This is a genomic window from Corallococcus sp. AS-1-12, assembly GCF_020036995.1.
Classification (GTDB): Bacteria; Myxococcota; Myxococcia; order Myxococcales; family Myxococcaceae; genus Corallococcus.
Genome location: NZ_JAIQDD010000013.1, coordinates 158,202 through 184,190, shown reverse-complemented (window position 1 = coordinate 184,190; position 25,989 = coordinate 158,202). Strand labels below are relative to the sequence as shown.

The window sequence follows — 25,989 nt, the reverse complement described above, 5'->3', positions numbered from 1 at the left end:
CCACCGAGGCTTGAGATTCAACACCACGCGCTCTGGGGCAGCCCTGGCGCAGGGGCAATGTGCACACTCGCCGTAGCCAACTTCAGGTGCTCCACAATCGCTCTCCCTCCTGCGTCCTTCACGTACGCCAACACCCTTAAGATTTCCTCCACACCTCAAGCACGCGAACACATCCAGGGCGAACGTCTTTTTCAGCAGCCGACCCAGTCCAAACGGGGTGTGCGCTCCTTCCTCGGCTCCTCCACCGTCGAGACAAACGCGAGGCGCTCCTCCTCCAGCCCTGGCTCCGCCTCTGCGCCCCGGCGCAAAGCGCGGCCGCGATCCCGGTCACGCATTGCGACACGGCGCAGCCGGTGACGCCCTCCCCTGCTCCATCTGCCTCCACAGAGAGGTGGCCTGCGGGCCCCAACTTCGGCGGCGCGGCGAGCCCCACAGTGCAGACGGTGGCTGAGCAGAAGCCGTCACGCTCCAGAGGGCCCTTCGTAGTGGGCGGTCCGATGCTGACGCTCGGCGCGGGCGCGGTCATCGTCCAGCCCCAGGGCACGATGACGGTGCAGACCTTCGACGCGGGCCTGCCCATCGTCGTGGCCGAGCCCTTCGATGCGGGCGTCGAGGACGCCGGTGTGAACGGCGGGCCCGTGATGGGCATCCTGGACCTCACCGCATGGCGATAGACCTGCTCGACCGTCCCGGTGCCGTCTGGCGATTGCCACCAAGTTGCATGTCTCCGGCAAGCGAAACGTGCGCGTGGCGCATGGCAGCCGTTGGACGGAACAACGGGCCAGCACGTGCTCGACCTCCGCGCCCTGCGACTCAGCGAACACTGGGCCTTCACCAAATTTCGCACGCTCGCCCTCTGCAACGCCGCAGTCATGCAGCCGCTTGATCAGGCTGGGAGCCAGTCCCGGCTGAGCCCGTTTGGCGGCCCCCCTTGCTGCTCCACCCTTCGTCCGTGCCAGACTGGCCGGATGAACCGCGTCCTCCTGCTGGCCGGACTGTTGAGCCTCGTTGCGTGCAAGGGCAACATCGGGCCAAACACGAACAACGGCGGCACCAAAGACCCCGGGGATCCTGCGGGGAACGTGGGCGCCGCGTGCGTGGTGCAGTCGGTGCTCGCCAATCGCTGCGCCAGTTGTCACGGCGCGATGCCGACCCAGGGGGCGACGATGCCGCTGCGCACCCTGCACGACATGCGGGTGAGCTCGGCGATGGATGGGAAGCTCAGCAACGCCCAGCGCGCGCTCATCCGCATGCGCGACGACGCGTCTCCCATGCCGCCAGCCCCGCATGAGCGCGCGAGCGCGGCCGAGCGCACCGCGCTCGAGACCTGGATCAAGGAGGGGATGCCGCTCTGCAGTGGCACGGACGGGCCGCCCGTGACCGTCGTGGCCGAGCCCAACCTGCTCGATCAGTCCGCGCTCTTCACCTGCACCCAAGGCGTGCGCTCGGATGCGCCGACGCGCATCCGCCGCATGAACCGGCGCGAGTTCACCCGCAACGTCGGCGGCTCCGTCGAGCGCAGTTGGACCGGGTTCAGCTTCTACGACAACCCGCTCGATCCCAGCGCCATCGAGCAGTACAGCTCCTGGGCCACGGACGAGACGCTGGACGAGGCCACGGTGGAGCTCTTCCTGCCGGTGGTCGGCGCGGCCGCCTCGCCGTGGACGATGAACTACCCGGACGGCAACCGGATGGAGCGTGTCTTCACCGACAGCCGCTTCAGGTGCATGTTCAACGACGCGAACCCGAGCGACGCCTGCAAGCGCTTCCACCTGGGCCAGATGCTCGAGTTCGGCGTCTTCTTCCGCCCGCCCACCGAGGATGAGCTCACCCGCCTCACCGCCTTCGCGACCGCAGTCATCGCGCAGGAGCCGAGCTACTCCCCGGAGAACCGCGCGGACTCCATCACGCGGATCTCCAACGCCGCGTGGATGATGACCGGCGCCATGTTCCGCCGGGAGATGGGCGGAGATCCGGCCGACGGTCGCGTGGAGCTGACCAGCCTCGAGCTGGGCTCGCAGCTCGCCTACGCGCTGGCAGGGCGCGCGCCCTCGGCCACGCCGAGCTTCGTGTGGCCGTACTACTCCGCGCCCCTCGAGGGGCATCTGGCGGACGTGGCCGTTGCCGCGAAGGATGGCTCGCTCACGCAGGATGCGACGACCACCGCCTTGATCCAGAAGCACCTGGGCGGCGTCGACGCCAACCAGAACGGGACACCCCGCTTCGATCTGGTGCAGGACTACAACGAGGAGCAGCGCTCCAAGCGCGGGCAGTACTGGCTGGGTGACGGCGTCGCGGGCTTCTTCCGCGAGTGGCTCGGCTACGGGCACGTGTCCGCGGTGTTCAAGGAGTCCCCGGCGGCGACCTCGCGCTTCGAAGTCGAAGGGCTCGGATACATCAGCTCGGTCTCCTACGACAACCTGCTCACCAACTTCCATCCGCTGGAGCCAACGTTCATCCAGCAGTTCGACGATCTGATCGCGCGGGTGGTGGTCGAGGACCGGGACGTGCTGGCGAACCTGCTCACCACCCGCACCTTCTACGTGCCCTCCATGCAGAACGCGGCCTACGACTCGCACAAGGGCCTGTCGCACCCCTACAACGTCAGCGAGATCCTCCCGGCGACCGTCGAGGGCCGCTGGAAGACGCTGCCTGCCACGGAGCGCGCGGGGGTGCTGACCCACCCGGTGTGGCTGGCCTCGCACGGCGGCAACTTCGAGGACGATCCGTCCATCGTCCACCGCGGCAAGTGGGTGCGCGAGAACCTCCTGTGCGGCTTCGTCCCGCCGCTCAGCAGCGTGCAGGTGGCGGCCCAGGTCGGCGCTCACGCCGCCGACAAGAACGCGCGCCGCCGCCTGCAGGAGGCGACCGCCGGCTCGCAGTGTCAGGGCTGTCACCGGCTGATGGAGCCGCTCGGGCTGCCCTTCGAGATCTACAACCACGCGGGCTTCCTGCGCGCGCGGGACCACTCGCCCAGCGGAGGCTGGACCACGCCGGACGGAAGCTCGACGCTCACGTCGATGCCGGACCCCGCGCTGGACGGTCCGGTGCGCGACGCGGTGGAGTTGAGCGAGCGCCTGGCGACCTCGCGGCACGTGAAGCGCTGCTTCGTGCGACAGGCCTTCCGCTACTTCATGGGACGCCCGGAGAACCTGAGCGACGCCTGCACGCTGACGCAGATGGAGCAGGCCTATGATCAGAACAACGGCTCGTTCTCCAAGATGCTGACCACGCTGATGACCAGCGACACCTGGAAGACGCGGCGTGTGCCGCAGGCTGGAGAGTGACTGCCATGTTCTCGCGACGAACCGTCCTGAAGGGCATGGCCGCCGGCCTCTTCGCGCCCTACTTCCGCGACGTCTACGCCCAGTCGTCGGCGTTGCCGGCGCGCCTGGTGCTGGTCCTCGAGTGCAATGGCGTCTACCCCCGCGCGCTCCTGAGCACGGGCACCCGCGCGGCGCTGGGGGGACGCGCCAACACCTCCGACCGCCTCTTCTGGGACGCGTACAAGGACACGCCGCTGGTGCGTGAGGGCGACAACCTCGCCAGCGCGATCAGCCTCGGGCCGCTGGCGGCGTCTTCGGGCAACCTCGACCTGGTGAACCGCTCCGCCGTGCTGCTCGGGCTCTCGAACCTCATCGCGGGCGGCGGGCACTCCAGCGGGACGGGCGGGCTGAGCTGCGCGGTGAACGGCGCGGGCGCGACCTTCGACGCGGTGATCGCACCTCGCCTGCGCCGGGGTGCGCCGTTCGACGTGCTGCGCCTGGGCACCAGCTCCGCGCGCGTGTCGATCGTGTACGAGACCTGCGCGCTCGGCCCCCGCAAGCCCGCGGGCATCATCGTCAACCCGTCGCTCGCGTTCGACAGCACCTTCGGCTCGCTGCTCGGCGGTTCGACGAACGGGCGCGACCGCAAGATGCTCTTCGACTTCGCGCTGACCGACTCGCGCAAGGCGCTGGCGGAGTTCAGGGGCAACTCCAACGAGCGGCTGAAGCTGGAGCGCTACGTCTCCTCGCTCGAGTCGCTGCGCACGCGGGAGGATCAGCTCGCGGGCATGGCGGACCGCGTGCGGCCCTACCTGCCGGTGGCGCCGAAGGACAACCCGCTCCTCACCGGCGCGGGCTCACCGCCCGACTCGCTGAAGTGGTTCGAGGCCCAGTTCCAGATCGCCACGGCGGCCCTCCTGGGCGGGCTGACGAACACGGTCGTGCTGGCGACGGGCACCTCGGGCTTCGACGTGGCCTACGGCCCGGACGTGAGCGACGTCCCGCGGCACAGCTTGCAGCACGGCCTGGATGCCGGGCAGAACTGGGAGAAGGTCGCCGAGGTCACCCGCCGCCACGTGCAGTTGGTGGCGAACCTGGCGAGGACGCTGGCCGCCACGCCCGAGGTCGGCGCGAGCGGCTCGATGCTGGATCACACGGCGATCGTCTTCATGTCCGACAACGGCGAGCAGCACCACTCCACCTCGCGGGAGTGGCCGAAGCTCGTGGTGGGCGGCAACGCGCTGGGCCTGAAGACCGACGGGCGCACGGTCGTGTACCCGAAGTACGACGCGCCCCGGAACCGGCAGGTCTCCAACCTCTTCAACACGCTCGGCCACGCGTTCGGAGACGCGGACTTCAACACCTTCGGGCAGGAGGGCAGCACGCGCATCGCGCCGGGACCGCTGAGCGAGCTGTATGGCTGAGCCGCGACAGCGGTCCGCGGGACCTGTCCATCAGCCCGGGGTTCGCGAGGACGTCATGCCCGTCCTGCGCTCGCGCCCAGGGTGACGAGCAGCTCGTCCAGTTGCTGGAACGTCTCGACCAGCGCCTCCGCCGCCCCGCCCGCAGCGTCGAGCGCTTCCTTCGAGGCGTAGAGCTCGCTCACGACCAGCAGCGTCCGGCCCTCCTTCTCCTCGAAGGTCACCGTGGTGACGGACCCATTGTCACCGCCTTCCTCATTGGTCCAGACGAGGCGCGAGTGCGGTGTCACTTCGGTGTACGTACCGAAGAACGCCATCCCCTGGCCGAACACCAGACGGTACGTGCCCCCGGTACGAACATCCATCTCGCAGGAGACCAGGGTCATTCCCATCGACTTCGGCACCCACCACTTCTTGAACAGCTCGGGCTTTGTCCACGCCTCGAACACGATGCGTGCCGGAGCATCGAAGGTTCGCGTGACGACGGTCTCACGCTCGGACTTCCGTTCCACGGTCGTGCGGTTCTTCATGGGTGCGGGCTCACTCTCTCTTCTTGCGTCCATCGACCTGCTCCTTGCGTTTCAATTCCTCGACGACCTTGTCCAACGCGTCGAAGCGTGCGTCCCAGAGCTGGCGGTAGCTCTCGAGCCAGGCCATCTCTTCCTCCAGTCGGCGCGGGCCGATCTTGCAGGTCCGCACGCGCCCGACCTTCTCCGTGATCACGAGCCCGGCCCGCTCCAGGACTCCGACGTGCTTCTTCATGCCCGTGAGGGTCATGTTGAACTTCTCGGCGAGGTCCGTGATGGAGGCCTCCGCGCGCCCGAGCTGCTCCAGGACACCGCGTCGGGTGGCGTCGGAGAGCGCGGCGAACGAAGCATCAAGGCCCGCACTTGAATATTGAACCATATGGCTCAGTGACTAGCACGCGAGTGGATGGCACGCAAGGACAGGGCACGGGCACGCGAGCGGCCGCTCCGATGAGGGGTTCCAGACGGTCGCCATCCCGGCCCACGTCGAGGGGCCAACCTTCGCACCCCAGGCTCCGCCTGGCCCTGCTTCACGTGTGTTAGCGAAGGCTCTTGATGAGCTCCTCGACCCGCACGGGCACGACGGCCCCCAGCGAACCCACGACGACGGACGTTCACCGCCGCGAGGCGGCAGCGGTGCTCGAAGGTGGAGGCGAGATGGGCGCGCTCATGCGCTCCATCGACTGGACGCGGACTCCCGTGGGAGCGCCCGGGACATGGCCCCAGTCCCTGCGCACGGCGGTGAGCATCCTGCTCGAGTCGCGCTTCCCCATGTACGTCGCGTGGGGCCCCCAGTTGGTCCAGTTCTACAACGACGGCTACCGGCCGGTGCTGGGCGCGACGAAGCACCCGGCCGCCATGGGCCACGGCGCGCAGAGCACGTTCGCGGAGAGCTGGCACATCATCGGCCCGATGTTCGAGGGCGTCAGACAGGGCACGGCGGTCGGCTCCGAGGACTGGATGCTGCCCCTGGACCGCAACGGCTACCTCGAGGAGTGCTACTTCACCTATTCCTACAGCCCCATCCGGGATGAGACCGGCGGCGTCGGGGGCGTGCTCGTCACCCTCACGGAGACCACCGGCCGGGTGCTGGGCGAGCGGCGGCTGCGGACGCTGCGGGACCTGGCGGCGCGGACGGGGACGGTGAAGCGGGAGCAGGACGCCTGGCGCGAAGCGGCGCTCGCGCTGGAGAGCAACGGCTTCGACATCCCCTTCGCCCTGCTGTACCGCCAGGGGGACGCGGACCAGGGCCTGGAGCTGGTGGCGACGACGGGCTGGGGGCAGGACACCGCCACGCCCGCCGCGCTCTTCGGCGCGGACACGGCCGGCGCGGCGTGGCCCTTCGCGGAGGCGAACGACGCCCAGGGGCCCAGGTTCGTCCCGGACGTGCAGGCGCGCTTCGGGCCCCTGCCCGGCGGGAAGTGGCCGGAGTCCCCCCGCACGGCGTGGCTCTTCCCCATCACGCGGGCCGGCGCCGAGCGCCCCTATGGCTTCCTCGTGGCGGGGGTGAGCGCGAGGCGCGCCCCGGACGACGACTACCGCGGGTTCCTGGGGCTGGTGGCGGATCACCTCGCGACGGCGCTCGGCAACGCCCGCGCCTACGAAGAGGAGAAGCAGCGGGCGGAGGCCCTGGCGGAGCTCGACCGCGCGAAGACGGCCTTCTTCAGCAACGTGAGCCACGAGTTCCGCACGCCGCTGACCCTGATGCTGGGCCCCATCGAGGACGGCCTCGCGGATGACCGGCAGCCCCTGCCTCCGGCGCAGCGGGAGCGCCAGGAGGTGGTGCGCCGCAACGGCCTGCGCCTGCAGAAGCTGGTCAACACGCTGCTCGACTTCGCCCGCCTGGAGGCGGGGCGCGCCCAGGTGTCCTTCGTCCCCACGGACCTCTCCGCGCTCACCGCGGACCTCGCCAGCAACTTCACCGCCGCGGCCACCGCCGCCGGGCTCGCGCTGCGCGTGGACTGCCCGGCGCTGCCCGAGCCCGTCTACGTGGACCCGTCGCTGTGGGAGAAGGTCGTCCTCAACCTGCTCTCCAACGCGTTCAAGTTCACCTTCGAGGGAGAGATCCGCCTCGCGCTGAAGTGGCTTGGCGAGCAGGTGGAGTTCACCGTCCAGGACACGGGCATTGGCATCCCGGAGGAGGAGCAGCCCCGCGTCTTCGAGCGCTTCCACCGCGTGGAGGGCGCGCGGGGGCGCAGCCACGAGGGCACCGGCATTGGCCTGTCGCTGGTGCGGGAGCTGGTGCACCTGCACGGCGGACGCGTGACGGTGACCAGCGCGCCGGGCCAGGGGAGCACGTTCCGCGTGCTGCTGCCCACCGGCTCCGCGCACCTGCCCCGGAAGCCTGACACGTTGGCGCCGGCGCTCCCGGCCACCGGCATCGGCCCCGGCGCGTTCCTCGCGGAGATCTCCCAGTGGAGCGGACCCGCGACCGCGGCGCCGCGGCGCACCGACCGCGCGGACGCCCGCATCCTGGTGGTGGACGACAACGCGGACATGCGCGCCTACCTCACGCGGCTCCTGGAACCCCGATGGAGCGTGGAGGCGGTGAACGAAGGCAGCGCGGCGCTCGCCGCCGCGCGCGCGCAGGCTCCCGACCTCATCCTCTCCGACGTGATGATGCCGGGGGTGAATGGCCTGCAACTGGTCCAGGCCCTGCGCACGGACGAGCGCACGCGCGCCATCCCCATCATCCTGCTGTCCGCGCGCGCGGGGGAGGAGGCCACCATCGCGGGGCTCGACAGCGGCGCGGACGACTACCTCGTCAAGCCCTTCTCCGCGAACGAGCTCATCGCGCGCATCAACGCCCAGCTCGCGGTCGCGCGGCTGAGGCAGGAGGCCCTGGCCGCGGAGCGCGCGCACGCGGCGGAGACCCAGCGGCTGCTCGAGGCCTCCCGCCGCGCCACGCGCATGCGCGAGGAGACGCTCGCCGTCGTCAGTCACGACCTGCGCTCGCCCCTGACCGCCATCCGCGCCGCGACGGAGCTGCTCCAGCGGCTGCCGCCCGAATCCGAGGCGACCGCCCGCGCGCGCAAGCAGGCCGACGCCATCCGCCGCTCCGTGGACCGGATGAACCGGCTCATCGAGGACCTGCTCGACCTGGCGAGCATCGACACGGGGACGCTCGCCATCGAAGTCCGCCCGCAGTCGGTGGCGGAGCTGCTCCGCGACGCCCGGGAGCTCTTCGAGCCCCAGGCGGCGGAGAAGGGCCTGCGGTTCGTCGTGGAGCAGGAGCCCGGGCTCACCCTGTGGTGCGACAGGGAGCGTCTGCTTCAAGCGCTCGGGAACCTCCTGTCCAACGCGCTGACGTTCACCCCCGCTGGCGGCAGCCTCCACCTGCGGGTGGGGAGCGAGCCCGGCACGGACGCGCTGCGCTTCAGCGTGGCGGACACCGGGCCGGGCATCCCCGCCAGCGTGCGGCCGCACCTCTTCGACCGCTACTGGCACGCGTCGCAGCGGCGGCGCGACGGACATGGCCTGGGCCTCTCCATCACGAAGGGCATCGTGGAGAGCCACGGCGGGCACATCTGGGTGGAGAGCGAGCCCGGCCAGGGCACCACCTTCCACTTCACCCTTCCGCGCGAACCGGGGTCCGGGGCCCTCGCCGCGCCGGCCCCGAGCGTTGAACCGCAGCGGTCCACGCCGTCGGCGCTCCCGGCCAAGGAGGAGCCCTTCATCCAGCAGGGCGGCGACATGGGCGCCATGATGCGGGCGCATGACTGGTCCACGAACTCGCTGGGCCCGTTGCAGCAGTGGCCCCAGTCCCTGCGGACCTCCGTCAGCACGATGCTGCGCTCGCCCTACCCCATCATCCTCTTCTGGGGCCCCGAGCTGCGGATGCTCTACAACGACCCGTTCCGGCCCATCCTGGGGGCGAAGCATCCGCGGACGATGGGCGCGCGCGGCAGCGAGGCGCTCGTCGAGGAGTGGGGGCAGTTGGGCCCGTTGATCCAGCGCGCCCAGGACACGGGCGAGCCCATCTACATCGAGGACGGGAACGTCAACTTCGCGCGCCGCCCTGGCGGCCTCCGGGAGGAGTCCTACTTCACCTGGTCCTACAACCCGACCATCGGCGAGTCGGGAGAGATCGCCGGCATGTTCGCCATCGCGAGCGAGACGACGCGGCAGGTGGTGGGAGACCGCCGGCTGGCCATCCTCCGCGAGCTGTCCATCCGCACGGCGCTCGACAAGACCGTGGAGGGCATCTTCCGCTCGCTGGAGGACGTCCTCGCGCAGGCGGCGCACGACGTGCCCTTCGCGCTGCTCTACCTGGTGAAGGCGGATCAGGCGCGCCTGGTCTGCTGCGCGGGCCTGGAGCGCGGGACGGCCGCCGCGCCCGTGACGCTGGCGGCGGGCGCCACGTCCTCCTGGCCGCTCGCGAGCGTCACGGAGACGCGGCAGGAGCTGTTGCTGGAGGACCTGGCCCAGCGCTTCGGTCCCCTCCCCGGCGGCCCCTGGCCCGAGCCCACGACGCGCGCCCTGCTCCTCCCGGTGCCCATGGGCGCGGAGACCGACAACATGGCCGTGCTCGTGGCGGGCCTGAGCCCGCTGCGCGTGCTGGACGACGAGTACCGGGGCTTCCTCCAGCTCCTGGCGCGGCAGTTGGCCGCCAGCATCTCCAGCGCCCGCGCCTACGAGCAGGAGAAGCAACGGGCCGAGGAGCTGGCCCGGCTGGACGCGGCCAAGACGGCGTTCTTCAGCAACGTGAGCCACGAGTTCCGCACGCCGCTCACGCTCATCCTCGGCCCCGTGGAGGACGCGCTGGCGAGGCCGGCGAAGGCGCTGGAGGGGGAGCCGCTCGAGCTCGTGCGCCGCAATGCCTTGCGGCTCTACAAGATGGTCAACACGCTGCTCGACTTCTCCCGGATGGAGGCGGGCCGGGCCCAGGCCCGCTACGTGCCCGTGGACCTGTCCGCCTTCACCACGAGCCTCGCGAGCGCCTTCCAGTCCGCGGTGGAGAGCGCGGGCCTGCGGCTGGAGGTGGACTGCCCGCCCCTGCCCGAGCCCCTCTACGTGGACCCGGAGCTGTGGGAGAAGGTCGTCCTCAACCTGCTCTCCAACGCGGTGAAGTACACCTACCGCTGGGAGATCCGCGTGAGCCTGCGGTGGGAGGACGCGCAGGCCGTGTTGCGCGTCGAGGACACGGGCGTGGGCATTCCCGAGGAGGAGCTCCCGCGAGTCTTCGAGCGCTTCTACCGCGTGCGCGTCACCCAGGGCCGCAGCCACGAGGGGACGGGCATCGGCCTGGCGCTGGTGCAGGAGCTGGTGAAGCTGCACGGGGGCGGCGTCGCGGTGGCGAGCCAACTGGGAGCGGGCACCACCTTCACCGTACGGCTGCCCCGGGGGACGGCCCACCTGCCGCTGGAGCGCGTGGAGCACACGTCCCGGCCCCCTCCGGTGCACTCGGGCGCCACGCCCTTCGTCGAGGAGGCGCGCCGCTGGTCCACGGACGTCATCGCCACGGACGCCGTGGCCGCGCCCGAGTCCGGGGCGCTGGCGCCGGAGGTTCCCCCGGAGCTCGCGCGCTCCCGCATCCTCCTCGTGGACGACAACGCCGACCTGCGCACCTACGTCACGGGGCTGCTCAAGCACGGCTTCCCCCACGTGGAGACCGCCCGCCACGGACAGGACGCGCTGGAGCAGGCGCGCGTCCGGCCGCCGGACCTCATCCTCTCCGACGTGATGATGCCGGTGCTGGATGGCTTCGGGCTGGTGCGCGCGCTGCGCGCCGACGAGCGCACGCGCGCCATCCCCATCATCCTGCTGTCCGCGCGAGCGGGCGACGAGGCCACGGTGGAGGGCCTGGAGAGCGGCGCGGATGACTACCTGGTGAAGCCCTTCTCCGCGCGCGAGCTGCTGGGGCGGGTGCGCACCCAGTTGGAGATGGCCCGCGTGCGCCGGGAGGTGGTCCGCAACGAGGTGGAGCGGGACGCGCTGCGCGAGTCCGTGCGGACGCGGGACGAGTTCCTGCGGCTGGTCAGCCATGAGCTGCGCACGCCCGTGAGCGCCCTGTCGCTCAACATCCAGTCCCTGGTGCGCAGCCTGGACGTCCCGGCCGCGAACGTGACGCCGGAGACCACGCGGCTCAAGGCGCGCACGACGGAGAAGCACCTCCAGCGCCTGGCGCGCCTGGTGGAGCAGTTGGTGGACGTGTCGGAGTTCGTCACCGGGCCGCTGGACCTGTCACGCGAGGAGGTCGACCTGGCGCAGCTCGCGGCCGCCGTGGTGGAGCGGTCGCGGGAGAAGGCCCTTCGCGCGGACTGCGTCCTGACGCTGGACGCGCCCCTGCCGGTGGTGGGGCACTACGACCGCGCGCGGTTGGATCAGTTGCTCGACAGCCTCGTGGACAACGCGCTCAAGTTCGGGACGGGCAGGCCCGTGGAGGTCCGCGTGGCGAGCGCGCCGGGACGGGTGAGCCTCGCGGTCCGGGACCATGGCGAAGGGGTCGGACAGGAGGACCAGGAGCGCGTCTTCGGGCGCTTCGAGCGCGCGGTCCCCGCGAACCACCACGGCGGCTTCGGGCTGGGCCTGTGGATGGCCCGCCACATCGCGGAGGCCCACGGGGGGAGCATCCACCTGGAGCCCACGGAGGGCGGAGGCGCCACCTTCACCACGGTGCTGCCGCTGGACCTGCCCCCGGCTGGCTGACCGCCAGCGCGACTGCGTGCGGATGCGACGCGTGTCGCGTTCAGGGCGTACGCAGCGGGAGCGCGGCGCGCGGCACCGGCCCGATGAAACACCCTGGACCGCCCTGAGCCGCGGGTTGGCGCCCGCCTTGCTTTGCCGGCGTCCCATCCGGGTCCCGGTGCACGGGGCCCCTTGAGGGGGACGCAACATGAAGATCGAGTGGCTGCTGCTCGCGATGCTGTGCGTGGGGGTGCCAGTCCGCTCCGGCGCGGAAGAAGAGCCTCGCAACGTGGAGACGACCTGCAACCGCGGGAAGCTCTACCAGGCCGGACTCTGTTACGAGCGGTGCAAGGAAGACTTCACGGGAGTGGGACCGGTCTGCTGGGCCGACTGCCCCGACGGCTACAAGGACGACGGCGCGCTGTGCCGCAAGGACCCGCACATCATCCCGAAGGACTCCTATGGCCGGGGCGCGGGGACGGTCCCCCCGACCTGCGCGACGCCGAGCTTCACCAAGACGGTGCCGCCAGTGTCGGACCTCAACGCCTTCACGATGATCATCGCCTCCGACCCCCAGCTCCCCTGGTGGGAGGACTCGCCGCCCTGTGACGGCGACAAGGATTGCACGAAGCGCAACTCCAAGCGCGCCAACCGCGACCAGGTCCGGGCGATGAATGACATCCAACGCGCGTCCAATCCGCTCCAGCCGGGCGCCCCCGGAGCGTGGCCCTCCAGGCCGGACATCCAGGGGGGCGGCGCGCCCATCCAGAAGCCCCTGGGCGTCATCATCAACGGGGACCTGACGGCGTTCTGGCAGGACTGGCAGGTGGAACTCTTCGAGCGCTACTACACGCTGCCGGGCACCCTGCGCTGGCCGCTCTTCGTCGGCCTGGGCAATCACGACTACGCCAACAACCTGGGGGACGGCTGGTGGCGCGAGCCGCTCTACTACCTGACGCTCGGGGAAAACGGCGCGGCGGCCAACGCACGGGACTTCATCAAGACGATGATCCACTGCGACAAGGTGCCCAACTTCCCGGCCTCCCTCATCCAGAGCTTCGACAAGCAGAGCCTCGCGTACTCGTGGAACCAGGGGAGCTATCACTTCGTGCAGCTCCACAACTACCCGACCTACTCGGCGAAGGCCATCGACGTCTCCCCGTCCATCGACTGGCTGAAGAAGGACCTGGCCGCCGCCACCGCCGCGGGCCGCAAGATCGTCCTCAACCTGCATGACTACGGGGATCACATGAAGCAGGACGACCCGGCGTTCCTGAAGGCCATCGCCAACCAGAACGTGGTGGCCGTCTTCGCCGGTCACATCCATGAGCGGCATGGCTTCAGGACCCAGGTGCCAGGGACGAACATCCCCGTGTTCCTGAGCGGCTCCTCCGACATGCACACCTTCCTGCTCGTGCAGTTCACCGACACGTACCTCACGGTGGGCGTCATCAACAGCGAGGACGGGAAGACGGAGTTCCTCGACCCCGCCGATGCGAAGAACCTGATGACGGTGCCGGTGCCCGCCTCCGCGACGTCGCCCAAGCGCTGAGGACGCGGACCGGAGTGAGGGAGCACGGGCGTCAGGCCGGCGCGAGCGCGTGGACGCTGTCCAGCGCGCGCGCCACGTCCGCGTCATGCGTGACGACCACCAGGCCGCGCCCGTGCGCCTTCATCCCGTCGAGGTCTCGCATCACGCGGGCCGCGGTGCGCGGGTCGAGATGCTCGGTGGGCTCATCGAGCAGGAGCCAGGGGGCCTCCGAGAGCCAGGCGCGCGCGAGGAGGACGCGCCGCCGCTCGCCTCCAGAGATGGCTTCGCCCCCGCGGCCCAGGGGCGTGTCGAGCCCCTGCGGCTGCCGCGCGTACCAGTCCCCCAGGCCCGCCTTGCGCAGCGCCGCGATGGCCTCGTCGTCGGTGAGCGTCGCGCGCACGACCCGGAGGTTCTCTCGCAGGGTGGTGTCGAACAGGTGCGCATCCTCGGCGCAGTAGTGCAGCAGCTCCACCCGACGCTGCTCGCTCACGTCTTCGAGCGGGACCTCGCCCAGCTTCACCGTCCCCTCCTTCGGAGGGAGGTGCCCCGCCAGGCTGAGCAGCAGCGTCGTCTTCCCGCTCCCGCTGGGCCCGGTGAGGGCGAGCGACCTGCCCCGCCGCACGGTGAGGTCGATGCCCGAGATCGCGGCGCTTCGATGGGGCCAGCCACACGCGAGTCCCTCCGCGCGCAGGGGGCCGGCCGGCGCGGGAGCTGGGAGCGCGGCGGCCGGAGCCTCCGCCTCGGGCGCCTCGAGGAAGGGCAGCAGCCGCCGGGCCGCCTCGGTCGAGCGCAGCAACTGGGTCAGCGCCGCGGGCATGGACTGGAGGGCCTCGAACGCACCGAGCGGCACGAGCACGACGACACAGAGCTCCACCTGGGAGAGCGCTCCGCGTCCGAGCGCCGCGAAGCCGAGGACGAGCGCCGCCCCCACGCTCGCGCTCCACGCGCCATGCAGCAGGAAGGTCGCGGCGGCGGTCCAGCGAGCGGCTCGCGCGGAGAGGCGCTCCAGACGAAGGTCGTCCTCGCGCAAGGCTCCCAGCAGGACCGGCGCTCGTCCCGACACCCTCCACTCCGCCGCGCCTTCGAGCAGCTCCAGGGCGGTGGCCAACTGCCGCGACCGGGTGGCCGACGACGCCTTCTCCGCGAGGGCCAGCGCGCGCGCATTCATCCAGGGCGCCACGCCCCCCGCGACGGCCAGACTCACGGCCAGGGCCCCTGCCGCCACAGGCAGGAAGAAGGCGAGCAGCGCGACGCTGCCCACGCCGACACCGGCCGCGATGGCCATGGGCACGAGCGAGCGGATGACCGCCTCGCCCACCGCATCCACGTCACCGCCGAGCCTCGCGACGAGGTCTCCGCGCTTGAGGCCGAGGACCCGGGGGAGCGGCCCCCGCGCGAGCGCGTCCACGAGCCGGGCCCTCAGCCGCGCCACGCCCCCCAGGGCCAGCTCGTGCGCGACGAGCCGGTGGGCATAGCGGAGGCCCGCGCGAGAGAGCCCCAGGGCCCGCACGCCGACGATGGCAAGCGTGAGGTCGAGCACGGGCGGCATCTCGGCCGCACGCGCGATCAGCCACGCGGACAACGCCCCCAGCGCCGTCGAGGCGAAGAGCGCGCCCGTCCCGAGCGCGACCGCGAAGGCCACCGTGCGGGGACGCAGCCCGAGCCCCGGCAGCACCTGACGCAAGGGATGGGGGCTCATGCGGCCTCCGCGAGGGTGTCCAGGGATGCCCCGGTCGAGTGGAGCGTGACGACTTCGTCCGCGATGGCCAGCGTCCGCGCGCGGTGGCTGACCACGAGCAGCGTTGTCCCCTGCCGTGCGCGCTCCTTCAGCGCTTCGAGCACGCGCTGCTCGGAGACTTCGTCGAGATGCGCCGTGGGCTCGTCGAGGAGCAGCAGCCGCTCGTCGCCCGCGAGGATCCGGGTGAGCGCGAGCCGCTGCCGCTGTCCCAGCGAGAGGCCCTGCCCGTCCCGCCCCAACCGCGTGTCCCAGCCTTCGGGCAGCCGCGCGACGACGGCATCGAAGCCGGTGGCCTCCGCGGCGGCTGCCAGGGCGGAGGCCGGAATCACGCGACCTCGACAGACGCTCTCGCGCACCGTGCCTGGCTCCAGGTGGAGCCGCTGGGGCAGCCACGCGAGCTGGGACCAGTACGTCGTCAGGTCGAGCGACCCGAGCGCGAGCGGCGCCGCGCCTTCAGGCCGCAGGAAGACTCCACCGCGCGTGGGCGGCAGGAGCCCGAGCGCCACCGCCACCGCCGTGCTCTTGCCCGCGCCGCTCTCCCCTCGCAACCCGAGGATGCGCCCCTGCCCCAACGGCAGCACGAACGAGAGCCCCTCCGGTGCGCTGCACCCGGCGTCGCGCGTGGCGACCGAGACGTCCCGCAGCTCCAGCGCCCCGGAGGTGAGCGGTGGCGCGGCGAGCGTGCCGCGCGCGGGCTGGGGGGCTTCGAGCCGCGCGATGGCCTGCGCCGCCGCCTCGGCGCCCTCCGCGGACGCGTGGAAGAGCGCGCCCACCTGGCGCAGCGGCGCATAGACCTCTGGCGCGATCAGCAGCACGAAGAGGCCCGTCTCCAGCGATATCGCCCCTTCGAGCAGCCGCAGGCCAATCCCCACCGCCACGCTGGCGATGGAGAGCGTGGCGATCAGCTCCAGCACGAAGCTGGAGAGGAAGGCCCGCCGCAGCGCCCGGAGCGTGGTGCGCGCGTGCGCCTCGCTCAGCCGCAGGACCTGGTCCGCGACGCCGCGCTGCCGGCCGAGCGCCCGGAGCGTGGCGAGCCCGGTGATGAGGTCCAGCACCCGCGCGCTCAACTGCTGCATGCTCGCGAGCTGCCGCACCGTGGCCTCGCGCGTGAAGCGGCCCACCAGGACCATGAAGAGCGGGATGAGCGGCAGCGAGCCCGCCATCAAGACCGCGGAGACCGGATCCTCGCGCCACACGCAGACGAGCAGGGCCGGGGTCGCCAGCGCCGTGAGCAGCAACTGCGGCACGTACCCTTCGAGATAGGGCTGCAGCGCGTCCAGTCCGCGGGTCGCGAGCTCCACCTGCGCCACCCCGCCCGCCGGGGCGCGCTCCCCCGTCGATCCGGACGCCAGCCGTGTGAGCAGGCCTTCCCGCAACTGCGCGATGACCCGGTGCGCGCTCCGCTTCCCCGCCCACTCCTGGAGCCCCGCCAGGGCCGCGCGCAGCAGCCACACACCGGCGAGCCAGAGCAGGAGCCGCCCATGGTCCCCGGCCACCTCGCGCGCATGCCCCAGCAGCCCCGCCAGCCCCCGCGCTTGCAGGACCGTGAGCGCGACCATCCCGAGCCCCAGGCCCGCGGTGAGCAGCACATAGCGCCGCGCGGCGCTCGCGTGCCGCAGGAGCTTCGGGTCGAGCGGCTTCATCGGACGGTCAGCCCTCCCCCAGCGCCGGGTTGAGCTCGTCGACGGTGACGCGCTGGCGGAAGACCCAGTAGGTCCACCCCTGGTAGGCCAGCACGAACGGCACCAGCGCGACGGCGACGTAGGTCATGATCCGCAGCGTGTAGGGGGTGCTCGAGGCGTTCTGGACCGTGAGCGAGTGCGCCGGTTCGAGCGCGGGCATCACGTCCGGGAAGAGCGAGCCGAAGAGCAGCACGACCACGCCCGCGATGGCCAGACAACTGAAGGTGAAGGACCAGCCCTCCCGCTCCCGCCAGACGCTCAGCGACGCCGCCCCCAGCGCCAGGGCCACGAACCCCAGCACCGGCCACGTCCAGGCCACCGAGTAACTCACCTGCGTCCACAGCCCGAAGGCACCGCTGACCGCGAGCGTGGGCAGCGCCATCCGCCGGGCCCAGCCGAGCGCCCGCGCCCGCAGCTCACCCTGGGTCTTCAGCGCGATGAAGACCGCGCCGTGGCTGAGGAAGAGCAAGGTGGTGGCCAGGCCGCCGAGCAGCGCGAACGGGGAGAGGAGGCCGAGGAACGTCCCGGTGAACTGGTGATTCGCGTCGAGCGGAACCCCGCGCACGATGTTCGCGAAGGCGACGCCCCAGAGCAGTGCGGGGATCCACGACCCCACCTGGATCGCCTGCTCCCAGCGGCGCTGCCACGTGGGGCTGTCCAGCTTGGAGCGGAACTCGAGCCCGACGCCGCGGACGATCAACGCGACGAGGATCAGGAAGAGCGGCAGGTAGAAGCCGGAGAAGAGCGTCGCATACCACTCCGGGAAGGCCGCGAACGTCGCGCCCCCGGCGGTGAGCAGCCACACCTCATTGCCATCCCAGACCGGGCCAATCGTGCGCAGCACCGCGCGGCGCTCGGCCGGGGTCTTGCCCAGGACGGAGAGCCACATCCCCACGCCGAAATCAAAACCTTCGAGCACGAGGTAGCCCGTCCAGAGGACAGCGATGAGACAGAACCAGAGTGTATTCAGTTCCATGATGATTTATCGATGCCAGGAAAGAGGGCCGGGAACTCAATAACCAAACGACAGCGGCGCGGTCTCGGGGTGGCTGTCCTCGCTCGCGAGGGTCGCCGGATGTTTCAGGCTCGCACGGACGAAGTGCCGCATCAGGTAGAACCAGACCGCCGCCAGCGCGCCGTAGACGCAGGTGAAGCCAATCAGCGTCGTCCAGACCATGGCAGGGGAAACGGCGGTGGACACGCCGCTGGCCGTCAGCAGGCGGAGCGCGTCCACCCCGGTGGGGTTGGGCGCCACCAGCCAGGGCTGCCGTCCCATCTCCGTGAAGATCCAACCGAAGGAACACGCGAGGAATGGAGTGGGCAGCGCCGCGAGGCTGAGCCGCGCGAACCGCTCCGAGTTGCTCGCCGCGCCTCCGCGCGTGAGCCAGAACCCGACCAGCGCCAGCGCAGCGCTCCCCACGCCCAGGCCGATCATCAAGCGGAAGGACCAGTAGGTGACGGCGAGGTTGGGCGCGTAGTCCGGCCCCGCCCCGTAGAGGTCCTCGTAGCGCTTCTGGACATCATTGACGCCCTCGAGCGGCGCCTGGAAGTCCGCGCGCGCGAGGTAGGACGTGAGGCCGGGAATCTCCAGCAGGTGGCGCACACCCCGGCAGTCGTTGGTCAGGTCTCCCACCGCGAGCAGCGAGAAGGGCGCCCCGGCGCGTCCGTCGCAGAGCGCTTCGGCCGCGGCCATCTTCATGGGCTGCTGCTCGAACATCAGCTTCGCCTGGGCATCCCCGCTCACCGCCACGCCGATGCCGGACACCACGACGGTGACCAGGCCGAGCCTGAGCCCGCTGCGGAAGGTCTGGGCCGCCACCGATTCACCCGACTGGCTCGAGCGCACCATCAGCCAGCCGCAGACGCCCGCCACGAAGGTGCCCGCGACCAGGAAGGCGGACGTCACCGTGTGGGGGAAGGCCACCAGCACCGTGTTGTTGGTCAACACCGCCAGGATGTCCGTCATCTCCGCGCGTCCCGTGGCGGGATTGAACCGCGCCCCGACGGGGTGCTGCATGAAGGAGTTGGCCGCGAGGATGAAGTAGGCCGACAGGTTCACGGCGAACGCCACCAGCCAGATGGAGGCGAGGTGCAGCGCGCGCGGGAGCTGCTTCCAGCCGAAGATCCAGAGCCCCAGGAACGTGGATTCGATGAAGAAGGCCGCCAGCGCCTCCATCGCGAGCGGAGCGCCGAACACGTCCCCCACGAAGCGCGCGTACTCGCTCCAGTTCATTCCAAACTGGAACTCCTGGACGATGCCCGTCACCACGCCGAGCGCGAAGTTGATCAGGAAGAGCTTGCCGAACAGCCGCGTCAGCCGGAGCCACCCCGGCTTCCGGGTCACCACCCAGAGTGTCTGGAGCAGCGCCACGAGCGGTGCGAGCCCGATGGTGAGGGGGACGAAGATGAAGTGATAGACCGTGGTGATTCCGAACTGCCACCGCGCGAGTTCTAGGCTGGTCATGACGCCCAGGCGTCATTGCAATCCCCCAGCCGTTCCCCCTGCCTCGGATGCTCGCTTGCGTCCGCGCAAGCCCTGCGCGGCGCCATGGGGGGCCCGCGCAGTTTCTGCGCTCCAGCGCGGCGGTTTGAGGCCCAACCGGCCCCCGCGCCGCGAGTTTCAGACCGTCCGGGAGAAGCGGGGTTTCGCGGCCCTGGCGAGATAGGCGTCGAACACCATCGCCACGTTGCGCACGAAGAGGCGGCCGAGCGCCGTGAGTTCCAACTGCGTCCCGTCGCGGACCAGGAGCCCGTCGGCCTCGAAGGCGCGCAGCCGCTCCAGCTCTGGGGCGAAGTACGTCCCACCGTCGGCGCCGAGGTCCGTCCAGAAGTTGCACATCAGTTGGGTGATGACGGCGCGGCGGCGCTGATCATCCTCGGTGAGGACGACGCCTCGCTCGGTGGCCAGGCGCCCCTCGGCCACCCGTGCGTAGTAGGACGACAGCGGCCGCACGTTCTGGGCGTATGCCCCGCCCACGTCGCTGATGCCGGTGCTGCCCAGCGCCACCACGTCCGACGCGGCCTTCACCGTGTAGCCCTGGAAGTTGCGGCCCAGGCGGCGCTCGGCCTGCGCGCGCGCCAGCTCGTCCTCGGGCACCGCGAAGTGGTCCATGCCGATGGGCCGGTAGCCCGCCGTCACGAAGGCCTCGCAGGCGGCGCGGAACAGCTCCAGCTTGGTGCGTGCCCCGGGAATGGCCTCCGCGGGCATGCGCTTCTGGTGCTTCAGGACGTCCGGCATGAAGGCGAAGGAGTAGACGGCGAGCCGGTCCGGCCGCATCTCCCGCACCGTCTCCAGCGTGCGGGCCCAGCTCGCCGCGTCCTGGTGGGGCAGGCCGTAGATGAGGTCGAAGTTCACGCCGGTGAAGCCCAGCCCGCGAGCCTGCTCCAGCAGCGCGCGCGTCTGCTCCGGCGTCTGGAGGCGGTTCGTCGTCCGCTGCACCTGGGGGTCGAAGTCCTGGAGCCCCATGGACACGCGGTTGAAGCCCAGTTGGCGCAGCAGCGACAACTGGCCCGGCGTGGTCAGCGCGGGGTGGACCTCGATGGCCACCTCCGCGTCCGGCAGCGGCGTGAAGCGGCGGGTGAGCTCCGTCCACAGCCGCTCCAACTGCGCCTCGGTGAGGAAGGTGGGCGTCCCGCCGCCCCAGTGGATCTGCGACAGCGTCCGCCGCGCGCCCAGCCGCCGCGCGACGAGGTCCATCTCCATGACGAGGTGGTCGATGTACCGGTCCGCCGCGCCCGGGTCCTGGCTGATGACGACGTTGCAGCCGCAGTACCAGCAGAGGCTGCGGCAGAAGGGCAGATGGACGTAGAGGGACAAGGGCTGGGTGGCCTCCCGCGCGCTGGCCAGGGTGAGGCGCTCCGCGAGGGCGTCGGGGCCAAAGTCGCCGCGCCACTCGGGGGCGGTGGGATAGCTGGTGTAGCGAGGGCCGGCGACGTTGTAGCGGGCCAGCAACTCTTCGGAGGGCGTGGGGAGGTCGAGGTGGGGTTCCATCACGGCCCTGCCCTATTCCAAACGCCGTGCCAACTCGCGTCCGGGGAAAGCTACGGGGCGAGCGCCACGAGGAGCTGCGTCCGAGAGGTGGTGTCGGAAGCAGCCGCGACCTTCACGGCCGCCCGGATGGCCTCCGTCGCCTCCGCGCGCTTCTGCTCCCCGTCCGGCACGAAGACCTCCTGCGTGTTTCCCTTCGACCGGTAACGGCTCTTCTCCTCCATCCGCGCGCGCTGCTTCGCATCCGCCTCCAACCCGAAGTGCGGAAGGATTTGTTCGTGAACCAGGCCGGGCAGGCGGGCGTAGTCCGCCCTCAGACACAGAGGCCCCTGGTGCTCCCCCGCCTTCCGCGCGTAGTGCGCCAGACACCCCGCGAAGAACGCTTCAGGCGTGTCCCGAGCCTCGCCGGGCCAATCCGGGAAACACGCCTTGAACCACGGCTCCCGGCTCCGGTACCACCGCAACGGCGCGGAAGGGCTCCTGAAATTGGAGGCCATCACCTCCGTCGCGTCCCGCGTCAGGAACACCCAGGGCACGTCCGGCAGCGCGTCGCGGATCCAGTCCAGGAACAGCAGGTTCCACGAGGAGAACTTGATCACATACCGGCCGCCAGGCCCGACCCCTCGCCCGAAGGCCTTGATCAATCGCCGGAACGCCTCCGCGTCGAAGACGCAGGCGCCCTGGGCGCAGTGGAGAAGGTAGAGCGACAGCGCCTCCGGTTCGCTCACGCCCCGCACGCCTGGGAGCGTCCCCAACATCCCGGTCACCAACGAGCTCCCGCACCGCGAGACGTGGAAGAGGAGGCCTACCGGCAGGGGCCCCTCCTCCGGCAGGTCCGTCACCGGACACGAGGACGAGCGCCGTCCCTCCCCTTCCGACAAGGCCTGGCGCAGGCCGTCCGACAAGAAGGGCGCGGCGTAGACCGAGGCAGGCAGCTCCGTGGTCTGGACCATGGCCTGTCCCTCCTGGACGTACAGGCGGGTGGGGACGGGGACGCGTTCCATGTCACCCTCCCCCGGACGCGACTGCCCGGAGCCTGGGCTTTTCCAGCTCCGCGAAGGAGCGCGCCAGCCTGTGGATGCCGGCGGAAGCATTTCCGTTCGCGTGCCGGCCCAGGTACTCGTCCAGCAGCCCCTCCAGCTTCGCGTCCATCCCCGCCATCACCGCGGCCTTCAGTTGGTCCTTGAACGCCGCCAGTTCCCCCTGCTGCCAGACCGCCAGCGGGACGGTGTTGCGCATGAAGTCCTCCTTCTCGAGCCCCTCCGCCACCCGCCGGAACAGCGCCTGCCAGGGGCTGGTCAGGAGGCCCACCGTCACGTGCAGGGAGTGCACGTCCGTGGCCGTCACGTCGTGGAAATGCCCCCGGGGCACGTACAGCAGGTCGCCCTTGCGCAGCACCTCGTCGAACACACAGGTCAGCGAGGGCCTGTGCTGCTCCGGGTTCTGCATCGGCTCGCCGTCATAGGGCAGGTGGATGGGCTTGTCATACAACCGCCAGCGCTTCTCTCCCTCGAGCTGGAGGATGAAGGCATCATGCGTGTCGTAGTGGAGCGTGAAACCCTGGCTGCCCGCGGGCGTCATGTACAGGTTCGCCTGCACCCGCACCCGCCACTCCCGCTCCAGCGTGTCGCAGAACCTCCGGAGGGGCTCCAAGGCCGTCTGCGCCTGGTAGACAATCACCGAGTGACCCTGTTCCAGGAACAGGCGGGACACGCGCTCCCGGTTGATCACATGGTTGAAGTTGACCCGCGCCTCCTTGTAGGACAGGGACGACGAGAACTCGCTATACGCCGTCTCACGCCCCTCCTTCACCATCCGCACGTTGGGATAGACGTTGTTCTCCTTCTGCAGGAACGACAGCATCTCCTCGAGGGTGAAGAGGTCTGAGTAGTATCCCGCGTCTCCCCGGCGGATCAGCAGGCGCTCCCGCTCGAAGTACGTTCTCAGGAACGCGTCCGGGGAGACAGGCATCAGCAGGTGCTCGGTATCGTACTTCATGGCGGTCGTCACCAGGGCAGGAGGCAGAGGGGGCGCACAGGCGTGCGCCCCCGGGGAGCCGTCAGTCGTTCAGGTCGCCCTGCTCCGCGTTGGAGATGGCCTGCGTGTACGGCGTGACGCCGTATCTGGCGGTGATGGTGTTCGCCACCTTGTAGCGCAGGGCCTGGTCGGGGATGAGGTTGATGACCGGCTCCAGCACGAGGGTATCGATGATGTGCCAGCTCACGTAGTTGCCATTCAAGGACGCGGCCCAGGCCGGGTACTTGCCCACCAACGAGCCATCACCGCCAATGACATTGATGGTGACGTTCTGGTCCGCCTGCGTGGAGCTGTCGTTCGAGGATGAGCCGTGGCCGTGGCCGCCGCTGCCGCCACCGGAGATGGGCACGTCCTCCAGCTCCAGGTTGGCCTGGAAGCCCGCGGAGACGCTGTCCGAGAAGCTGCTCCCCTGGCTCATGCTGGTGATCTTCCGGGTGTCCGTGCCGTACAGGAGGCCCCCCAGGTCCAGTTGCTTCACGTAGTAGTGGCCCCACGCGTTCAACACCTTCGTGAGGTTGTCGTAGCTGCGGGGGTCGTTGACGCCAGGCTCCACCGCCTGCGCCAGCGCCTGGAGGAAGTCCGCCGTCAGCGTCATCGCGCCGTCGCTGAAGCCGATCTGCAGCTTGGGGACGCGGTACATGCTCGTGACGTAGTAGTCCGTCTCCGAGAACGACTGGTCATTCGAGTACTGGTGCTCGTGCTGGAAGTTGACGCTGAAGATGCCGGGGATGCCGATGTCCGCCTTCTCCACGTCGTAGCCCTGCGAGTGGTAGGTGTGCACCGTCTGGAAGAAGGTCTCCACCGTGTGGAGCTGGGCGGTGATGTTCGGGACGAGCCACTGGAACGTCGCGTGGTTGTCCGGATGGAGCGGGTCCGGGAGGACGAGGTCCCCGGTGAGCTGCAGACCCTGGTGGATGCTGAAGACGTTGGTGGGGTTCTGCTCCTGCGTGATGACCATGGCGTGAAAGAGGCCACGGTCCTCGAACAGGTGGAGCCAGTCCTGGGCGGTGAAGTCATGCGGATCGCTGGGCAGGTCGGCGTTCTTGAGCTTCGGCATTGTCTTGGTTCCTTGCAGGAGTGTCGATTCGGCGTGAAGACATCCACCCGGCATCACTAGTCGTTCAGCCCGTCGCCGCCACCCGACTGGAAGAGCTGATAGGTCTGCGTGTTGTAAAACTTCTGATTGACCACGAAGACGTCGAACACCATGGAGACAGACTGGCTGTCCATCCTGTAGCCCCGGCAACCGCCATACTTTTCGCCGGAGGTCCCCGACCCGGTGACCGTGCCGCCGTGGACGTTGATGCCGTCCCCCTCCGCCAGGACGCCTGGGAGCCGCGGCGGGTTCGAGGGGGGATCCAGGTTCGGCCGGTCCACGGAGTACGTGTTGCCGTCGCTGTCGGTCCAGGACCGCACCGGCGTGCAGGTGATCCGGATCTGATAGGAGTTGGCCGCTATCGCCTGGTCCAGCGAGTGCGAGCCGAAGTTGTTGTCATAGACATAGATCATGTCCTGGTTGTAGCTGTTGTTGGCGAAGAACGCGTACTGGCCCGCGACCGCCCACTCGTTGGTGGCCGGCACGGACGACCGGGGCAGGATCAGGGAGTTGTTGTCCACGATGGAAATGGAGCTCGGGAGGATCTCGATGCCAAAGCCGAACCCCACCTGGCAGCCAAAGCCAATCTGGAAGGCCAGGTAGGTATCCGGGGGGACGATGACGCCCTTGCCGTTGTCCACCAGGGAGCCGTTCTTGAGGTTGGTGACGTTCTCCACCATCAGGGGGGAGGAGAGGTCCGGCAGGCCGGAGATGCCCGAGTACGCGGCGATCTGGCGCTCATTCGCGGCCTTGGCGACAGCGTCGGCCATGTTGTAGGCGACCTTGACCGTCATGATGCCTTGTTGAAAGAGCTGGTTCTGCGCATTGCAACTCACGAGCGACATACGTGCCTCCGCACTGCATCCAAGGGCTGTTGTGGGTCAGCAAGAGACTTCGTGGCGACGCGCGCGGTCCCGGGCCTCGCGCATGCCAGTCAGGTCTCTCTTCCTGCACGACAGGCCTATCGCAAAGGCAATGCCAGCCACCTGACGCCGCAAGGCGCTGGAATCACTACCAATTCCAGCAATACCAGGATGCCTTGAATGCCCCGCTGACACGTCAGGACCGGTCCTTGACGCGTCAGCGGGCTGTCAGGAAGCGCGCGCACGGACCACGACCCGGGGGATGGGGGCTGCCATTCGTCCCGTGGCAGTGCGAACCTGATGGGCGTGGAGCCTTCCATCCATGACAGACCGGGGACCGCTCGGGTCCTCCTCTCCAGCGCGCTCTGGGCCTTCCTCGCGCTGTCCAGCGCGGCGCTTTTCCTGGGAGCGCTCCTGCTGTGGGCGCTCACCCGTCCGTTCGACGCGAACGGGCGAGCGCTGCACCTGTACTCGTGCTTCTGGGCACAGGTGTATTTCTACGTGAACCCGTGGTGGCACCTGCGGGTGGAGGGCCGTGAGCACCTGCCCTGGAGGGGCGCGGCGGTGCTGGTGTCCAACCACGAGTCGCTGGGGGACATCCTGGTCCTCTTTGGTCTCTACCGGCCGTTCAAGTGGGTCTCCAAGGCGGAGAACTTCAAGCTGCCGCTCATTGGATGGAACATGCGCCTCAATGGCTACGTGCCGCTCATCCGCGGAGACCACGCCAGCGTCGTCCGGATGATGGCCGGGTGTGAGCGCTGGCTGTCACGCGGCGTCCCCATCCTGATGTTCCCCGAAGGCACCCGCGCCCGGGATGGCAAGATGAAGGCCTTCAAGGACGGCGCCTTCACGCTCTGCGTCCAGCAGCGCTGCCCCCTCATCCCCATGGTCCTCAGCGGCACCGCGCTGACCCTGCCGAAGCACCCGCTCGTCTTCCAGAAGACCGTCCACGCCCGGGTGCGCGTGCTGGAGCCCATCGCCCCCGCGGACTTCGCGGGGGATGTGCACGCCCTGCGCGACCACGTGCGCGACCTCATGGTCCGCGAGAAGGCGCGCATGGAGAGCGAACGCCCAGAAGACCGTGCGCGACGCCAGGGGACGTAGGGTGCCTGGTAGAGCCTGCTCACCCGCATGCCGGCGCGTCCTGGCGCGCAGGGAGCAGGCATCCACACGATTCGTCAGGGGCGAAGCGTGCCCTTCAGTGCTAGTTCAT

General features: G+C 70.0%; 17 protein-coding genes. 6 read left to right on the top strand and 11 right to left on the bottom strand.

Going from position 1 to position 25,989, the window contains the following annotated elements:
• Window positions 1-497 precede the first annotated feature (497 nt).
• The 3 genes from K8556_RS21905 (at window position 498) to K8556_RS21895 (ending at window position 4,690) form a co-directional block, all read left to right on the top strand.
• Window positions 498-674 (top strand): hypothetical protein, encoded by a 177-nt coding sequence (locus K8556_RS21905; protein ID WP_223742028.1) that lies wholly within the window; start codon window positions 498-500, stop codon window positions 672-674.
• A 294-nt stretch (window positions 675-968) separates the two neighbouring features.
• Window positions 969-3,287, top strand: a complete 2,319-nt coding sequence (locus K8556_RS21900) for a DUF1588 domain-containing protein (protein ID WP_223742027.1) — start codon at window positions 969-971, stop codon at window positions 3,285-3,287.
• A gap of 5 nt (window positions 3,288-3,292) precedes the next feature.
• Window positions 3,293-4,690, top strand: coding sequence for a DUF1552 domain-containing protein (locus K8556_RS21895; RefSeq protein WP_223742026.1), 1,398 nt, complete (start codon window positions 3,293-3,295; stop codon window positions 4,688-4,690).
• Between the two features lie 53 nt (window positions 4,691-4,743).
• On the opposite strand, the gene K8556_RS21890 is transcribed toward K8556_RS21895, so the two are convergent.
• Both K8556_RS21890 and K8556_RS21885 read right to left on the bottom strand, forming a co-directional pair.
• Window positions 4,744-5,217 carry an SRPBCC family protein gene (locus K8556_RS21890; RefSeq protein WP_223742025.1) on the bottom strand — a complete coding sequence of 158 codons (474 nt, stop codon included), beginning with the start codon at window positions 5,215-5,217 and terminating at the stop codon, window positions 4,744-4,746.
• A gap of 10 nt (window positions 5,218-5,227) precedes the next feature.
• Window positions 5,228-5,593, bottom strand: coding sequence for a helix-turn-helix transcriptional regulator (locus tag K8556_RS21885; protein WP_223742024.1), 366 nt, complete (start codon window positions 5,591-5,593; stop codon window positions 5,228-5,230).
• Between the two features lie 176 nt (window positions 5,594-5,769).
• Here K8556_RS21885 and K8556_RS21880 point away from each other — a divergent pair, with 176 nt between their 5' ends.
• Window positions 5,770-11,862 (top strand): ATP-binding protein, encoded by a 6,093-nt coding sequence (locus tag K8556_RS21880; protein WP_223742023.1) that lies wholly within the window; start codon window positions 5,770-5,772, stop codon window positions 11,860-11,862.
• A 187-nt stretch (window positions 11,863-12,049) separates the two neighbouring features.
• On the top strand, window positions 12,050-13,393 hold the full coding sequence (locus K8556_RS21875; protein ID WP_223742022.1) for a metallophosphoesterase: 1,344 nt from the start codon (window positions 12,050-12,052) through the stop codon (window positions 13,391-13,393).
• Between the two features lie 31 nt (window positions 13,394-13,424).
• On the opposite strand, the gene cydC is transcribed toward K8556_RS21875, so the two are convergent.
• The 9 genes from cydC to K8556_RS21830 all read right to left on the bottom strand — a co-directional run bounded on the left by cydC (window position 13,425) and on the right by K8556_RS21830 (window position 24,707).
• Complete coding sequence (cydC, locus tag K8556_RS21870) at window positions 13,425-15,071, bottom strand: thiol reductant ABC exporter subunit CydC (protein WP_223742021.1); 1,647 nt, start codon at window positions 15,069-15,071, stop codon at window positions 13,425-13,427.
• Window positions 15,068-16,753 carry a thiol reductant ABC exporter subunit CydD gene (cydD, locus tag K8556_RS21865; RefSeq protein ID WP_223742020.1) on the bottom strand — a complete coding sequence of 562 codons (1,686 nt, stop codon included), beginning with the start codon at window positions 16,751-16,753 and terminating at the stop codon, window positions 15,068-15,070. Before cydD ends, cydC begins: the two co-directional genes overlap by 4 nt.
• A gap of 7 nt (window positions 16,754-16,760) precedes the next feature.
• Window positions 16,761-17,768, bottom strand: coding sequence for a cytochrome d ubiquinol oxidase subunit II (gene cydB, locus K8556_RS21860; RefSeq protein ID WP_223742019.1), 1,008 nt, complete (start codon window positions 17,766-17,768; stop codon window positions 16,761-16,763).
• Window positions 17,769-17,804: 36 nt separating this feature from the next.
• Window positions 17,805-19,256: a cytochrome ubiquinol oxidase subunit I gene (locus K8556_RS21855; protein WP_223742018.1), complete on the bottom strand. Its 1,452-nt coding sequence runs from the start codon at window positions 19,254-19,256 to the stop codon at window positions 17,805-17,807.
• Between the two features lie 156 nt (window positions 19,257-19,412).
• Window positions 19,413-20,783, bottom strand: coding sequence for an oxygen-independent coproporphyrinogen III oxidase (gene hemN, locus K8556_RS21850; protein WP_223742017.1), 1,371 nt, complete (start codon window positions 20,781-20,783; stop codon window positions 19,413-19,415).
• Window positions 20,784-20,833: 50 nt separating this feature from the next.
• The gene (locus K8556_RS21845) at window positions 20,834-21,784 is read right to left on the bottom strand and encodes a hypothetical protein (RefSeq protein ID WP_223742016.1); all 951 of its coding nucleotides are present in this window, start codon (window positions 21,782-21,784) and stop codon (window positions 20,834-20,836) included.
• Window position 21,785: 1 nt separating this feature from the next.
• Window positions 21,786-22,778 carry a cupin domain-containing protein gene (locus tag K8556_RS21840; RefSeq protein ID WP_223742015.1) on the bottom strand — a complete coding sequence of 331 codons (993 nt, stop codon included), beginning with the start codon at window positions 22,776-22,778 and terminating at the stop codon, window positions 21,786-21,788.
• 61 nt (window positions 22,779-22,839) lie between these two features.
• On the bottom strand, window positions 22,840-23,874 hold the full coding sequence (locus K8556_RS21835) for an MAC/perforin domain-containing protein (RefSeq protein ID WP_223742014.1): 1,035 nt from the start codon (window positions 23,872-23,874) through the stop codon (window positions 22,840-22,842).
• A 56-nt stretch (window positions 23,875-23,930) separates the two neighbouring features.
• Entirely contained in the window at window positions 23,931-24,707 is a 777-nt protein-coding gene (locus K8556_RS21830; RefSeq protein ID WP_223742013.1) for a hypothetical protein, read from the bottom strand.
• 369 nt (window positions 24,708-25,076) lie between these two features.
• Between K8556_RS21830 and K8556_RS21825 the strand changes: the two genes are divergently transcribed.
• Complete coding sequence (locus K8556_RS21825) at window positions 25,077-25,880, top strand: 1-acyl-sn-glycerol-3-phosphate acyltransferase (protein ID WP_223742012.1); 804 nt, start codon at window positions 25,077-25,079, stop codon at window positions 25,878-25,880.
• Window positions 25,881-25,989 lie beyond the last annotated feature (109 nt).